Origin of the sequence: Massilia niabensis (assembly GCF_042655085.1) — a bacterium.
Lineage (GTDB): Bacteria > Pseudomonadota > Gammaproteobacteria > Burkholderiales > Burkholderiaceae_D > Telluria > Telluria niabensis.
In genome coordinates this window covers 40,313-53,872 of the sequence record NZ_JBHSMU010000015.1, presented here as the reverse complement: position 1 = coordinate 53,872, position 13,560 = coordinate 40,313, and the positions used below count along the sequence as shown (strand labels likewise).

Annotated in this window: 10 protein-coding genes; 7 read left to right on the top strand and 3 right to left on the bottom strand. The window is 66.9% G+C overall.

Annotation, left to right across the window (positions count from 1 at the left end):
* Positions 1 to 4 precede the first annotated feature (4 nt).
* Together ACFPN5_RS14705 and ACFPN5_RS14700 are read right to left on the bottom strand one after the other, a co-directional pair.
* Complete coding sequence (locus ACFPN5_RS14705) at positions 5 to 2,569, bottom strand: EAL domain-containing protein (protein ID WP_379784500.1); 2,565 nt, start codon at positions 2,567 to 2,569, stop codon at positions 5 to 7.
* Positions 2,566 to 4,614: a sensor histidine kinase, YfiR-like protein-associated gene (locus ACFPN5_RS14700; protein WP_379784499.1), complete on the bottom strand. Its 2,049-nt coding sequence runs from the start codon at positions 4,612 to 4,614 to the stop codon at positions 2,566 to 2,568. Before ACFPN5_RS14700 ends, ACFPN5_RS14705 begins: the two co-directional genes overlap by 4 nt.
* A gap of 349 nt (positions 4,615 to 4,963) precedes the next feature.
* Between ACFPN5_RS14700 and ACFPN5_RS14695 the strand changes: the two genes are divergently transcribed.
* From ACFPN5_RS14695 to ACFPN5_RS14675, 5 genes are read left to right on the top strand one after another with little or no spacing between them, the layout of a single operon-like run.
* On the top strand, positions 4,964 to 5,446 hold the full coding sequence (locus ACFPN5_RS14695; protein ID WP_379784498.1) for a CinA family protein: 483 nt from the start codon (positions 4,964 to 4,966) through the stop codon (positions 5,444 to 5,446).
* Positions 5,446 to 6,426 (top strand): metallophosphoesterase family protein, encoded by a 981-nt coding sequence (locus ACFPN5_RS14690; RefSeq protein WP_379784497.1) that lies wholly within the window; start codon positions 5,446 to 5,448, stop codon positions 6,424 to 6,426. Before ACFPN5_RS14695 ends, ACFPN5_RS14690 begins: the two co-directional genes overlap by 1 nt.
* 45 nt (positions 6,427 to 6,471) lie before the next feature.
* Positions 6,472 to 9,324 (top strand): M16 family metallopeptidase, encoded by a 2,853-nt coding sequence (locus ACFPN5_RS14685; protein ID WP_379784496.1) that lies wholly within the window; start codon positions 6,472 to 6,474, stop codon positions 9,322 to 9,324.
* Positions 9,321 to 9,932, top strand: a complete 612-nt coding sequence (locus ACFPN5_RS14680) for an NUDIX hydrolase (RefSeq protein WP_379784495.1) — start codon at positions 9,321 to 9,323, stop codon at positions 9,930 to 9,932. Before ACFPN5_RS14685 ends, ACFPN5_RS14680 begins: the two co-directional genes overlap by 4 nt.
* Before the next feature lie 20 nt (positions 9,933 to 9,952).
* Positions 9,953 to 10,624 (top strand): class I SAM-dependent methyltransferase, encoded by a 672-nt coding sequence (locus tag ACFPN5_RS14675; protein ID WP_379784494.1) that lies wholly within the window; start codon positions 9,953 to 9,955, stop codon positions 10,622 to 10,624.
* 71 nt (positions 10,625 to 10,695) lie between these two features.
* Here the strand turns inward: ACFPN5_RS14675 and glf are convergent, their stop codons facing one another.
* Positions 10,696 to 11,850 carry a UDP-galactopyranose mutase gene (gene glf / locus ACFPN5_RS14670; RefSeq protein ID WP_379784493.1) on the bottom strand — a complete coding sequence of 385 codons (1,155 nt, stop codon included), beginning with the start codon at positions 11,848 to 11,850 and terminating at the stop codon, positions 10,696 to 10,698.
* A gap of 333 nt (positions 11,851 to 12,183) precedes the next feature.
* On the opposite strand from glf, the gene ACFPN5_RS14665 reads away from it, so the two are divergent.
* Together ACFPN5_RS14665 and ACFPN5_RS14660 are read left to right on the top strand one after the other, a co-directional pair.
* On the top strand, positions 12,184 to 12,504 hold the full coding sequence (locus tag ACFPN5_RS14665) for an ArsR/SmtB family transcription factor (RefSeq protein WP_379784492.1): 321 nt from the start codon (positions 12,184 to 12,186) through the stop codon (positions 12,502 to 12,504).
* Positions 12,501 to 13,472, top strand: coding sequence for a cation diffusion facilitator family transporter (locus ACFPN5_RS14660; RefSeq protein ID WP_379784491.1), 972 nt, complete (start codon positions 12,501 to 12,503; stop codon positions 13,470 to 13,472). The genes ACFPN5_RS14665 and ACFPN5_RS14660 overlap by 4 nt, the downstream gene beginning before the upstream one ends.
* Positions 13,473 to 13,560 lie beyond the last annotated feature (88 nt).

The window sequence follows — 13,560 nt, the reverse complement described above, 5'->3', positions numbered from 1 at the left end:
CACCCTACCCCGTCCTCGGCACCTTGCGGTCATCATACGGCCCATGCTCCATCCAGTAATGCCGGAACGCCAGCCGCACGTTGTCGCGCAGTTCAGCGTCAATCCAGGGCTTGGTGTAGAACTTGTAGATCGCCCCGCGGTTGATCGAGTCGAGCACGGTGTCGACTCCCGTGTAGCCGGACAGGATAATGCGCATCGTGTCCGGGTACATTTCCTTTACCTTGCTCAGGAACTCAGTGCCGCTCATGACCGGCATGCGCTGGTCGCACATCACCACCTGCACCCGGTACAGCGCCAGCAGCTCGAAGGCCTCGAGCGGGGTCGAGGCCGTCAGCACCCGGTAGTTATCTCGCCGCAGCAGCCGGTGCAGCGCGCTGAGGGTGTCGGGGTCGCCGTCCACCACTAGCAGGGTCTGGACGTTGCTGTCGTCGTCCGTCGGTTTGTTCGGGCTTTCGCGGTTCTGGCGCACCAGCTGCGCCAGCTGCGCCGCCGGCAGGGCGCGCGCAAAATGAAAACCCTGGATCTCGTCGCAGCGGTGGCGCCGCAGGTAGGCCATCTGCGCGCGCGTTTCCACCCCTTCGGCAATGACCTGCATGTGCAGGCTGTGCGCCATGCTGATGATCGCCAGCGCAATGGCCGCGTCGTCCGGGTTGGTGACGATGTCGCGCACGAACGCGATGTCGATTTTCAGCTTGTCGATCGGGAAGCGCTTCAGGTAGGCCAGGCTCGAGTAGCCGGTGCCGAAATCGTCGATCGCAATCCGGATGCCCAGCGCTTTCAGGCGCTCGAGCACGTCGATGGTGCGCTCGGCATTGGTCATCAGGGCGCTTTCGGTCAGCTCCAGCTCGAGCATGCCCGGCTCGATGCCGTGCCGCTCGATCGCGGCGCGCACCACGCCCTCGAGGTCGCCTTCGACGAACTGGCGGCTCGATACATTCACGGCGACGCGCACTTCGCGCAGCCCGTGCGCATTCCATTGCGCGATCTGGCGGCAGGCCTGGTCAATGATCCAGTCGCCGACGCGCACCACCATCCCGGTTTCTTCCAGCACCGGCACGAATTCGGCCGGGTACACCAGGCCGTGCCCGGGCCGCTCCCAGCGCAGCAGCGCCTCGACCCCGCAGACGCGGCCGGTGGAGAGCTCCAGCTTCGGCTGGTAGTGCAGCACGAACTGACCGCCCTCGAGCGCGCCGCGCAGCGCCACTTCGAGGTCGAGGCGCGCCAGCACCTGCACATTCATGCCCGCCGTGAAGAAGCGGTAGCCGTCGCGCCCGGCTTCCTTGGCGCGCACCATCGCCGTGTCGGCATATTTCACCAGCGTGCCGGGGTCGACCGCGTCGTCCGGGTAGACGGCGATGCCGATGCTCGCCGTCAGCACCGCCTGCTGGCCCCCGAGCTCGAACGGCGCCCTGAGCGCCTCGCGGATCTCGTTGGCCACGTGGGCCGGCTCGTCCTGCTGCTCGCGCGTCATGTTCAGGATCACGGCGAATTCGTCGCCGCCCAGGCGCCCGACGGCGTCGCGCATGTCCATCACGCGCACCAGGCGGTTTGAAAATTCGCGCAGCAGCTCGTCGCCCAGCAGCGGCCCGAGCGAATCGTTGACGATCTTGAAGCGGTCGAGCGTGATGAACAGCACCGCCACGCGCCAGGCCTTGTCCTGCGCCAGCTCGATCGTCTCGCGCAGGTTCTGGAAGAACAGCGTGCGGTTCGGCAGGCCGGTGAGCGCGTCGAAACTGGCCGCGTGCTTCAGGCGCCGCTCCGCCTGGCGGCGCTCGCTGATGTCGCGCGCCACCGCGATCAGCAGCTTGCTCGAGCCGGCTTCCTGCCACTGCCAGCTGATCTCGACCGGCACCTCACCCTCCCCGCCGGCGCGCAGCAGTTCGGTCTCGGTGATGTCGGCCTCGTGGGCGGCGCCCTGGGTTGCCAGGTGGCGCTGCAACTGGGCGGCCGTGGTCAGGCCGAGCGCCACCGGATCGATGCGTAGCAGGGCCTCCCGCGAAAAGCCGAGCATGCGGCAGGCGCCGTCGCTCACATCCACCAGCGCCAGGCTGGCCGCGTCGACCAGGAAGATGCCGTCGGTGGTGGCGTCCATCGCGCTCCGAAAGCGCGCCAGGGTCGCGGTGCGCTCGCGCACGGTGCGTTCCAGCTGCACCCCGTGCTCGCGCGATTCGCGGTGCATCAGGCGCATCTCCAGCAGGTTGCGGATGCGCGTCATCACCTCGACCGTGTCGAGCGGCTTGCCGATGAAGTCGCGCGCGCCCGCTTCCAGCGCCGCCAGCTTCTTGTCCGGTTCGGCCGTCACCACCAGCACCGGCAGCCAGGATTCGCTTTCCAGCGGTTTTAACGCCTCCATCACCTGGAAGCCGTCCATGCCCGGCATGTGCAGGTCGAGGATGATCAGGTCGAAGCGGTACTTCAGGTGCAGCGACGCCACCTGGCGCGGGTCGAGCGTGCTGTAGACATTCTCGTAGCCGGTGGTTTTCAGCAGGTATTCCAGCAGTTGCACGTTGACCGGCTGGTCGTCCACGACCAGCACGCGTGCGCGGCGGATGTCGGCGGGCGTGATCATGAAGCCATGCCTCCGGCCGCGCCCGGCCCGGTACGCAACGCGCTACGCAGATGGGCGAGCGTGCTGTCGATCGCTTCGTTGAAGCGGTCGATGTCGATCGGCTTGGTGAGATAGCGGAAGAAGCCGGCCTCGATGCCGCGCTCGACGTCGCTCGCCATGGCGCTCGCGGTCAGCGCGATTACGGGGATGGCGCCCGTACGCGGGTCGCGCCGCAGTTCTTTGAGTACCTCGAGACCGCTCATGCCAGGCAAATTCAGGTCCATCAGGATGATCTCCGGGCGGTGCGTGCGCGCCAGCGACAGGCCGAGCGGGCCGTCGCCGGCCGCCAGCAGGCGCAGATCAGGCCGGAAGCGCACGATTTCCTCCACCAGTTTCAAGTTTGCGGGATTGTCTTCCACATACAGCAGCAAATGCGGCTCGCCGGCGGCGCGGCGGGCTGGCGCCGGCACAGGCTGCGCGGCCGGATCGATGGTGCCCGCCAGCGGCGCGGTACTCGCCAGCTCGATCGCGAACACACTGCCCACACCCGGGCTGCTGGTGACCTCGATGGTGCCTCCCATCAGCTCCACCAGGCGCCGCGTCACCACCAGGCCGATGCCGGTGCCCTCCTGGGCGCCCGCTTCCTGGCCCAGGCGGTTGAACGGCTGGAACAGGCTGTCGACCTGGTCCGGGCGCAGGCCCATGCCCGTGTCCTGGACCGCAATGCGCAGCCGCCCCGGGTTGACCTGGGTGCAATCGAGCACAACAGCACCGGCATCGCGATTGTACTTGATGGCGTTCGATAGCAGGTTCAACAGTACCTGTTTCAGGCGGGTGCGGTCGGCCAGCAGCATGGCGCTGGCCTGCTCCGCGAACTCCGGGAACAGCACGCGCACGCCGCGCGCCGCCGCCAGCGGCTCGACCATCGTGCGGCACTCGCGCAGGATCTCGCCCAACTCGACCGGCTCCATCGACAGCGAAATCGTGCCCGACTCCACCTTCGCCAGGTCGAGGATCTCGTTGATCAGGGTGAGCAGGTGGCGCCCGGATTTGAGGATATGGCTGGCGAATTCCTTCTTCTGGGCCTCGGTCGTGGGCAGCGACTCGGAGGTGAGGATCTGGGCAAAGCCCAGGATCGCGTTCAAGGGCGTGCGCAGCTCATGGCTCATCGACGACAGGAAGGCCGACTTGGCCTGGTTGGCGTTCCTCGCCTCGTCGATCGCGTTGGCCAGTTCGGCGTTGGCCAGCGCCAGCTGCAGCGTGCGTTCGTCGACCCGCTCTTCGAGCTGCTCGTTCAGGCGCATGATTTCCTGCTGGGCACGGGCGCGCTCGTTCGCTTCGCGCGCGATTTCCGCGTTCGAGCCTTCCAGTTCGCGCGTGCGCTGCTCGATCTCGACGAGCATCGCATTGAACGAATCGGCCAGCTCCGCCGCCTCGTCGTTGCCGATGCGCGGCGCCCGGCGCGAATAGTCGCGGGTGGCGACGACCTCGCGCGCGATGCCGGTCACGGCCACGATCGGCGTGGTGATGACGCGCCCGATGCGGTGCATCAGGAGCCAGGCCACCGCCAGCGCCAGCAGCGTCACGCCCAGCGCGATCCCGAGATAATCGAGCGTGCGCGCCAGCAGCCGGTTCTCGGCGCGCAGCCAGACCGTGCCGATGGTGTCGCCGTTCTCCACGATCGGCCGGAACAGCACCAGATGATCACCTTCAATGCGCGCCTCCGAGCCTCCCGGCCGTGACGGGAGCGTGGTCGGGGCGCCGCTCGCCACATACGAGGCGAACAGGCGCCCGTTCTCGTCGAAAATGGCGGCCGAGCGCACCATCGGCCGGGTGCGCAGCAGCGCCAGGTTTTCGCCGGCGAGGCGGGCGTCGTCGAAGGCCAGCGCGGCCGATGTCATGTGCCCGACCAGCTCGGCCTGGGTCGACAGGTCGGTCACCAGCGAGCGCTGGTAGCTGCGCAGGTCATAGACAATGATCAGGCCGACCGAGACCAGCACCGCGGCCAGCGTCGTGGCCATGACGACGGCGACGAGCTTCTTGCGGATCGACGGCAATGCAATCACGAGCGCACCGCCTTTTCCCGGCTGCGCGTGGAAGGATCAGGCGCCATGGATACCATTGGAAAAAAGAAACGCGGCAGGACATGCCGCGATGCAGGATAGCAGCCCGGATTATCGCGATGTCGCACAACAAATACCCATGGAACATTTTCCTTTGCCGGACTCGGCTGTCACTCTACCCGCACATGTCGTATTTGGGTAGCGCCGGCCGAGTTTCCCTGCAAGTTTGCCATACCGATCCCGGCCACGGCGCGCTAGAATGGTTGGTGCGCGGCCACCGTTGCCGCTGCCGCCGGCCGGCTGCCGGCGCCCGGTGCCCCATGACTGAGTTCATTAGCTGAAGGAGCTGCACGTGACGAACGACCTGATCGATCTTGCAACGAAAGTGGGGGCGGCGCTGCAGGCCAAGCGCCTGGTGCTGGCCACGGCCGAATCGTGCACCGGCGGCGGCGTGTCGCAGGCCGTGACCGAAATCGCCGGCTCGACCGGCTGGTTCGAGTGCGGCTTCGTGACGTACTCGAATTCCTCCAAGACCGAAATGCTCGACGTGCCGGCCGCGCTGATCGCGCAGTTCGGCTCGGTGAGCGAGGAAGTGGCCGGTGCCATGGCCGAGGGCGCGCTTTCCAACAGCACCGCCGACGCCGCCGTCTCGACCACCGGCATCGCCGGCCCGACCGGCGCGGTGCCGGGCAAGCCAGTCGGCACGGTGTGCTTCGGCTGGGCGCGCGGCGACAGCACCCATACCGAGCGCCTGGTGTTCCAGGGCGACCGCCAGTCCGTGCGCGAGCAGACGGTGGCGCATGCGCTGCGCGGCCTGCTGCGTTTCATTGAATAGTGCGGCGCCGGCCGGCCCCGCCGCCTTCCCTCGCCTGCTGCGCCGGCGCGCTGCTGGTGGCCGCCTTGCTGGCCGCCTGCATTTCGCCTACCACTGCGCCCGCACTGGCGCCCCCTGCTTCGCCTGATCCCCGCCAGCCGGTCCAGGTCGTCTATGCCGCCGGCGACATCGCGCGCTGCCGCCATCCGGACCCGCGCTGGTCGGGCGCGTTTGATACCGCCGCCGTGGTGGCGGCCGGCCTGGCTGCCGACCCGAACGCGGTCGTCCTGACGCTGGGCGACCACACCTACCCCATTGGTACGGCCGCCGAGTTCGCCAACTGCTATGGGCCGACCTGGGGCCGCTTCAAGGACCGCACCTGGCCCTCGCCCGGCAACCACGAGTACTACACGAAGGGCGCGCTGCCCTATTTTGCCTACTTCGGCGAGCGCGCCGGGCGGGGCTATTACAGCCTGCGCCTCGGTGGGTGGCGCATCATTTCTCTCGACAGCAACCTGGCGCCGGCACCGCACGCGGTCCAGCTGGCCTGGCTGAAGGAGGAGCTGGCGGCCGCCGCCGCAGCCGATGCCGGGTCGGAAACCAAGCCCTGCACGCTGGCGTTCTGGCACCATCCGCTGTACAGCTCGGGCGGGCACGGCAGCATGCCGAAGATGAAGGACGCCTGGGCGCTGCTGCACGCGGCCGGCGCCGAACTGGTATTGTCCGGCCACGACCACGACTACGAACGCTTCGCGCCGCAGGACGCGCAGGGCCGCCGTGATCCCGCCGGCATGCGCCAGTTCGTGGTCGGCACCGGCGGCGCCTACGCCACGCCGTTCCTGCGCATCAGGGCGCACAGCGAAGCGCGCGATGCCAGCCGCAACGCCGTGCTGCGCCTGCGCCTGTACGCGGGCGGCTACGACTGGGAATTGCTGGAAGCGACCCCACCTACCCTGCCGAACGCCTCGCCGCCCGACCGCGGCAGCGGGCGTTGCCACTGAACCGCATCTCGTCACTATTCTTACCATCTTCGCCAGGAGCATCACATGAAAACCCGTCCGCTGGTCGCCGCATCGCTGCTGATGGCGGCCCTGAATGGGGCCGGCGCACAGACCGGCGGCACCGCCACGTCGGGCGCAGCGGCCACTACTAGTAACAACGTGCCCGGCATCCCGGCCATCGCCTTCGACAAGTACACGCTCCCCAATGGCCTGCAGGTGATCCTGGTCGAAGACAAGCGCCTGCCGCTGGTGGCCGTCAACGTCTGGTACCACGTCGGCCCGGCCAACGAAGTGCCCGGCCTGACGGGCTTCGCGCACCTGTTCGAACACATGATGTTCGCCGGCAGCAAGCACCTGCCGCGCGGCCTCGCCGACCGCCTGCTGGAAGGTGCCGGCGCCAGCGACAGCAACGGCAGTACCGACTACGACCGCACCAACTACTACGACACGGTGCCCTCGAACCAGCTCGAGCTGGCCCTGTGGGTGCATGCCGACCGCATGGGCTACCTGCTCGACGTGCTGGACCAGAAGTCGCTGACCAACCAGCAGGACGTGGTGCGCAACGAACGCCGCGAGAGCGTCGAGAACGAGCCCTACGGGATCGTCGAGGAAGCGCTGAACCACGCGCTGTTCCCGAACGACCATCCCTACCGCGCCTCGGTCATCGGCTCGCACACCGACATCCAGAACGCGAAACTGGCCGACGTGCGCGATTTCTTCACCCGCTACTACGGCCCGAACAACGCCAGCATCGTGATTGCCGGCGACATCGACAAGGTCAGGACGCGGGCGCTGGTCACCAAATACTTCGGCAGCCTGAAGCGCGGCCCGGCCGTGGCGCGCCCGAAAGTGGCGACGCCGCCGATCACGGTCGAAAAGCGCCTGGTGGTGCCGGACCGGGTCGAACTGCCGCGCGTGTACATGGGCTGGCTCACGCCGCCCGCCTACAAGGAAGGTGATGCGGAGCTGGCCGTGGCCGCCCAGATCCTGGCCGGTGGCAAGTCGAGCCGGCTGTACAAGTCGCTCGTCTACGGCAGCCAGATCGCACAGGACGTGGACGCCAACCAGGACTCGCGCGCCCTGACCTCGACCTTTACCATCGAGGTGACGGCGCGCACCGGCCACACCCCGGCCGAGCTGGAAGCGGCGATCGACGCCGAGCTGGCCGCGCTGCGCGACACCGGCCCGTCCGACGCGGAGGTCGAGCGCGCGCGCAACCAGATCGAAACGGCCATCCTGAGCTCGCTGGAAAAGCTGGGCGGCGATGGCCTGGCCGACCAGCTGAACCACTACAACCAGTACACGGGCGACCCCGGCTACCTGGCCCAGGACGTGGCGCGCCTGCGCCAGATCACCGCCCGCGACGTGCAGCGCGCGGCGCGCACCTGGCTGCAGGAGCGCTCGCGGGTGCTGGTCGCCGGCGTTCCCGGCATCCCGGAACTGCCGCCCGATCCACCGGCCCCAAAACCCCCGAAAGCGCGCAGCGGCAAGGGCGCGGGCGGCATCAACGAAGCCGAGGCCTGGCGCGCGGAGATGCCGAAAGCCGGGCCGGCGCCGAACATGAACCTGCCGCGCGGCGAATCCTTCAGGCTGGCCAACGGCCTGACCGTGATCCACCACTACAATCCGGCGCTGCCGCTGGTGGCGGCCGAGCTGGTGATCAGGAGCGGGTCCGATGCCAACCCGGATGCCCTGCCGGGCCTGGCCGGCTTCACCGCGCAGATGCTGACCGAGGGCACGGCCACCCGCAGCGCCCCGCGCATTGCCGACGAAGTCGCGCAACTGGGCGCGTTCCTGGACGCCGGCAGCAGCACCGACGCCTCGAGCGTGTCCCTGCTGGCGCTGCGTGCAAACTTCGGCGCCGCGCTCGACGTGCTGGCCGACGTGGTGCGCAACCCGGCCTTCCCGACCGCCGAAGTCGAGCGCCAGCGCGCCAGCCGCCTGGGCGACCTGATCCAGCAGCGCGACGAGCCGGAAATCGTCGCGGCGCTGGCCGCCAACGCCTCCCTGTACGGCTCGCGCCACCCCTACGGCTTCGGCCAGCTTGGCACCGAGCCCGCGATCCGCGCCGTGACGCGCGAGGATCTGTTGACGTTCTGGCGCCGCCATTACGTGCCGGGCAATGCGGCGCTGGTGGTCTCGGGCGACATCTCGCGTTCGGACCTGAAAGCCCTGGCCGAAGCGCGCTTCCTGGGCTGGAAGGGTGAAGAAGCGCCCCGGATCGTGCCGGGCGACCCTGCCCCGACCCGTGCCCGCGTGGTGCTGGTCGACCAGCCTGGCTCCGGCCAGACGGCCTTGCGCCTGACGGTCCTCGGCGCCGAGCGCAAGACGGTGCTGTATCCGGCGCTGGAAGTGATGAACGCGGCCTTTGGCGGCCTGTTCACCAGCCGCATCAACCAGAACCTGCGCGAGGACAAGGGCTATACCTACGGTGTGTATTCGGGCTTTCGCTACGACCGCACGCCGGGCCCGTTCGTCATCGCCGGCAGCGTGCGCGCCAACGTCACCGGCGCCTCGGTGTCCGAACTGCTGCGCGAAGCACAGGCCATGGTCGACAAGCCGCTGGACGGGGCCGAACTGGCGGGCGCGCGCAACGCCGAGCTGCTGTCGCTGCCGAACCGTTTCGAGACCAACAGCGACATTGGCGCCAGCCTGGCCGAAACCTTCGTGTTCGACCTGCCGCTCGACTACTACAGCGCCCTGCCCGCGCGCCTGGCGGCCGTCACCGCCGCCGACGTGCAGGCCGCCGCCAAACGCTATCTCGATCCGGCCCGGCTGGTCGTGGTGGCGGTCGGCGAGCGCAAGCGCATCCTGCCGCAGCTGGAAAAGCTGAAACTCGGGCCGGTCGAAGTGCGCGATACGGAAGGACAACTGCGGGAAGGCCAAGCCCGGCCGTGAGACATCCTTTCCTGAACGATCATGGGCAGCCGGTCACCATTCATTTGCCCAGCCTGCCCACCTGCCTGACGACCTGGAGCGATCCCACCCGGATTGCCACCGTGGTGCCTGGCGGCGCGCTGCCGGAGGAGCTGGGCGGCATCCCGTTCAGGCCGTGGACAGGAAGCCTGGCGGCGCCGACCAGTCCGGTCGCCGAGCCGCCCTACGTCCTGCCCGCCGGGATGGCGGCCGCGGCCGGCGTGGTGACCGTCGAGGAAGACGGGCGGGTCTGGCTGGTGTCGCCGACGAACGGGTTCGGCGGCTATGAGGCCACCTTCCCGAAAGGCCGCGTCGATCCCGGCACCAGCCTCCAGCACACGGCGATCCGCGAGGCATTCGAGGAATCGGGCCTGGCTGTCGACCTCACCGCCTGGCTGCTCGACATGCGCCGCACCCAGACCTTTACCCGCTACTACCTGGCGCGCCGGATCGGCGGCAGCCCGGCGGCCATGGGCTGGGAAACCCAGGCGGTGCACCTGGTGCCGCTTGCACGATTGGGCGCCGTGGCGGCGCATCCGAACGATGCCGTGATCATCCAGGCACTCGAACACATGAAAGGGACGCCGTGACTGACGCGATGACTGACCCCGTGACTCCCCTGACCGATGCCGGCGTCGTCGACGCCTGGTCGAAAAACAGCGACCCGTGGATCGCGGCGGTGCGCGGCCGCGAGATCGCCAGCCGGGCGCTGGTGACCGATGCCGCCATCCTCGAAACGGTGCGTGCGCGCGCTCCCCGTACCGGCGTGGACCTCGGCTGCGGCGAAGGCTGGCTGGTGCGCGCCCTGGCAGGCGTCGAGATGGTGGGCGTGGACGCCATCCCCGGCCTGGTCGACGCGGCGCGGGGCGCCGGCGGTGGCGAATTCCGGGTGATGTCGTATGAGCAGATCGCGGCGGGCGAGTTGCAGGGCGCGTTCGACATCGCCATCTGCAATTTTTCGCTGATCGGAAACGAAGCGGTGAGCGGCCTGTTCAAGGCGGCCCCGATTTACCTGCGCCCGGGCGGCGCCCTGGTCGTGCAGACAGTCCACCCTTTCGCCTCCTGTGGCGACGCGCCCTATGCCGACGGCTGGCGCGAGGGAAGCTGGGCCGGTTTCAACAGCGATTTCGCCGACGCCCCGCCCTGGTATTTCCGCACGATGGCGGGCTGGATGGCGCTGTTCACCGAGAACGGCTTGCGCCTCGCCGAGGTGCGCGAACCGGTCCCTCCCGACACCGGCAAGCCGGTATCGCTGATCCTCGTGGGCGAGCTGCCGGGCTGAACGCCGCCCGGAAATGAAAAAGCCCGCCATGCGGCGGGCTTCGAGGCAGCGATCAAGCTACGCGGCGGGAATCAACCCAGCGGGTTGATGGTAAAGGCCGGCATCGCACCCTTGTCACGCGCGCACTCGAGGAACTTGTCCGACGTGATCAGCGCTTCGTTGATCGTCACGTCCATGTCGAGGTAACGGTAGGTACCGAGACGGCCGACGAAGGTGACGTTGGTTTCCTGCTGCGCGAGGTTGATGTAACGCTCGAGCTGCTCCTTGTCGCGCGCCATGCGGATCGGGTAGTACGGAATGTCCTTCTCTTCGCACTGGCGGCTGTACTCCGCGTACATGATCGACTTCTCGTGCTGTTCCCACGGCGAGAAGTGCTTGTGCTCAGTGATGCGGGTGTACGGCTGGGCGTTGTCGCAGTAGTTGATGACCGCGTTGCCCTGGTAGTCGCCGGTTTCGCGGAAGGTTTCGAAGTCGAGCGTGCGGTACGGCAGGCGGCCTTCGGCATGGTTGAACCAGGCGTCGATCGGGCCGCTGTAGAAGACGTGGTCGTAGTCCGCTTTCAGGGCCGGGTCGAAACGGGTGTTCAGGTGCACGGTCACGCCAGGCTGGTCGATGATCTTCTGCACCAGCGCCGTGTAGCCTTCGGCCGGCATGCCCTGGTATTTGTGGCTGAAATAATTGTCGTCGTAGTTGAAGCGCACCGGCAGGCGCTTCAGGATGCTGGCCGGCAGTTCGCTCGGCTGCAGGCCCCACTGCTTGACGGTATAGGTCTTGAAGAAGGCTTCGTAGAGGTCGCGCCCGACAAAGCGGAGGGCCTGCTCTTCAAAGGTTTGCGGATTTTCAATCGACTTGTCGCCCAGCGTCGTCAGGAATTCTTCCGCTTCTTTCGGACGGAAGGTCTTGTTGAAGAACTGGTTAATCGTCAGCAAGTTAATTGGCAGCGTAAAGACTTTGCCATTGGTAATTGCTTTGACGCGATTCACGTAAGGTTTGAATTCGCTGTAGCGATTCACGAATTCCCATGCGCGTTCATTATCCGTGTGGAAAATGTGCGGGCCATATACGTGCAGCATGACGCCAGTTTCGGCATCGCGTTCGGAATGGCAATTACCGGCAACGTGCGGGCGCGACTCGAACACTTCGACGGTATATCCCGCTTTGGCCAGCTGGTTGGCAATCACAGCTCCCGAAAATCCCGCGCCAACAATGGCAATATTCTTTGTCATTTATCTATCCTAACTATGTTTAGTTGTCCCTTGGGTTCATAGTCGAACCGCCCCAGGCTGCATTCCGTATAACGAACAGACGTTTATCTCTGCCAGCAATTCCTAGTAACAACTAGAGCTGACTTGGAGAAATTTTCTTGATCTAATTCAACGTTTTATTCCCTGATGGGGGATGTCAACTGTTTGCATTTATTAATACAACGATAATTATAATCGTCACTCACGTTTACCCCCCGTTCGATAGACAAGCGGTTGGCGAGGCCGGTTTTGGCGCCTTTTGGCTTGCCGGAGCCGGCCGTTTCCACTAACATGTGAACATCCATTCACATGTTGATGATGACCAAACCCGACGAACTCGATCACGCCGTCGCCCAGGTGGCGGACCTGTTCCACCTGCTGGGCGAACCGACCCGGCTGCGCATCGTGCTGGCCTGCCTGGCCCAGCCCACCGCCGTGGGCGACATCGCCGCCGCGCTGCTGCTTTCGAGCTCGCTCGTCAGCCACCACCTGCGCCTGCTGCGCGCGGCGCGCATCGTCAAGGCCGAGCGCCAGGGCAAGCAGGTGTTCTACTCGGCCGCCGACGCCCACATCAGCACCCTGCTCGCCAACATGTTCGAGCATGTCGCGGAAACCCCCAACGGAATCGACGCATGAGCCACGACCACCATCACCACCACCACCACCATCACCACCACCACCACGATCACGGCCACCATCACGGGCACGGCCACCATCACCACCACCCGGTGCGCGGCCATGGCCGCGCATTCGCGCTGGCAATCGGCGTCAACGCGGCGTTCGTCGCCATCGAGTTCTTTTACGGTTTCGTCGCCAACTCGACGGCGCTGATGGCCGATGCCGGCCACAACCTGTCGGATGTGCTGGGGCTGGTGCTGGCCTGGGGCGCGGCGGTGCTGGGCAAAACCGCACCGAGTGCGCGCTACACCTACGGTCTGCGCAGCTCGTCGATCCTGGCGGCGCTCGCCAACGCCCTGCTGCTGCTGCTGGCCTGCGGCGCAATCGGCTGGGAGGCGGTGCAGCGCTTCGCCGCGCCGCCGGCGGTCGAGGGGATCACGGTGTCGGTCGTGGCCGCGATCGGCGTGGCGGTGAACGGCTTCTCGGCCTGGCTGTTCCTGGCCGGAAGCAAGGGCGACATCAACATCCGCGGCGCCTACCTGCACATGGCGGCCGATGCCGCGATTTCGCTCGGCGTGGTGGTGTCGGGCCTGGTCATCATGGGCACCGGCTGGACCTGGCTCGACCCGGCCGTGAGCCTGGCGATCGTGCTGGTGATCGTCGTCGGCACCTGGTCGCTGCTGCGCGAATCGGTGGGGCTGGTCATGGCGGCGGTGCCAAGCAGCGTCGATGCCGCCGAAATCCACGGCTTCCTGGCCGGGCGTCCCGGCGTGGCCGAGGTGCACGACATGCACATCTGGGCCATGAGCACCACGGAAACGGCGCTCACCGCCCACCTGGTCATGCCCGGCGGCTACCCTGGCGACCGGGCCATCGACGAGATCGTGGTGCAGTTGCGCAAGGACTTTGCGATTCACCACTGCACCTTGCAGGTGGAAGAAGGGACGACCACGCACGGGTGCGCGCTGGGGATGCAGCACGCATAAGGCACTGTTCACCGCGCACCTTTTTATGCGCATTCCTTTACTTCATTGTTAGCATCGGTACGACAGCGTGGAGTCAGGACTCCACGCT

Coding starts and splice junctions, on each gene's coding strand:
- ACFPN5_RS14705 (WP_379784500.1), bottom strand. CDS start 2,569: ATGATCACGCCCGCCGACATCCGCCGCGCACGCGTGCTGGTCGTGGAC.
- ACFPN5_RS14685 (WP_379784496.1), top strand. CDS start 6,472: ATGAAAACCCGTCCGCTGGTCGCCGCATCGCTGCTGATGGCGGCCCTG.
- glf (WP_379784493.1), bottom strand. CDS start 11,850: ATGACAAAGAATATTGCCATTGTTGGCGCGGGATTTTCGGGAGCTGTG.
- ACFPN5_RS14665 (WP_379784492.1), top strand. CDS start 12,184: ATGATGACCAAACCCGACGAACTCGATCACGCCGTCGCCCAGGTGGCG.
- ACFPN5_RS14660 (WP_379784491.1), top strand. CDS start 12,501: ATGAGCCACGACCACCATCACCACCACCACCACCATCACCACCACCAC.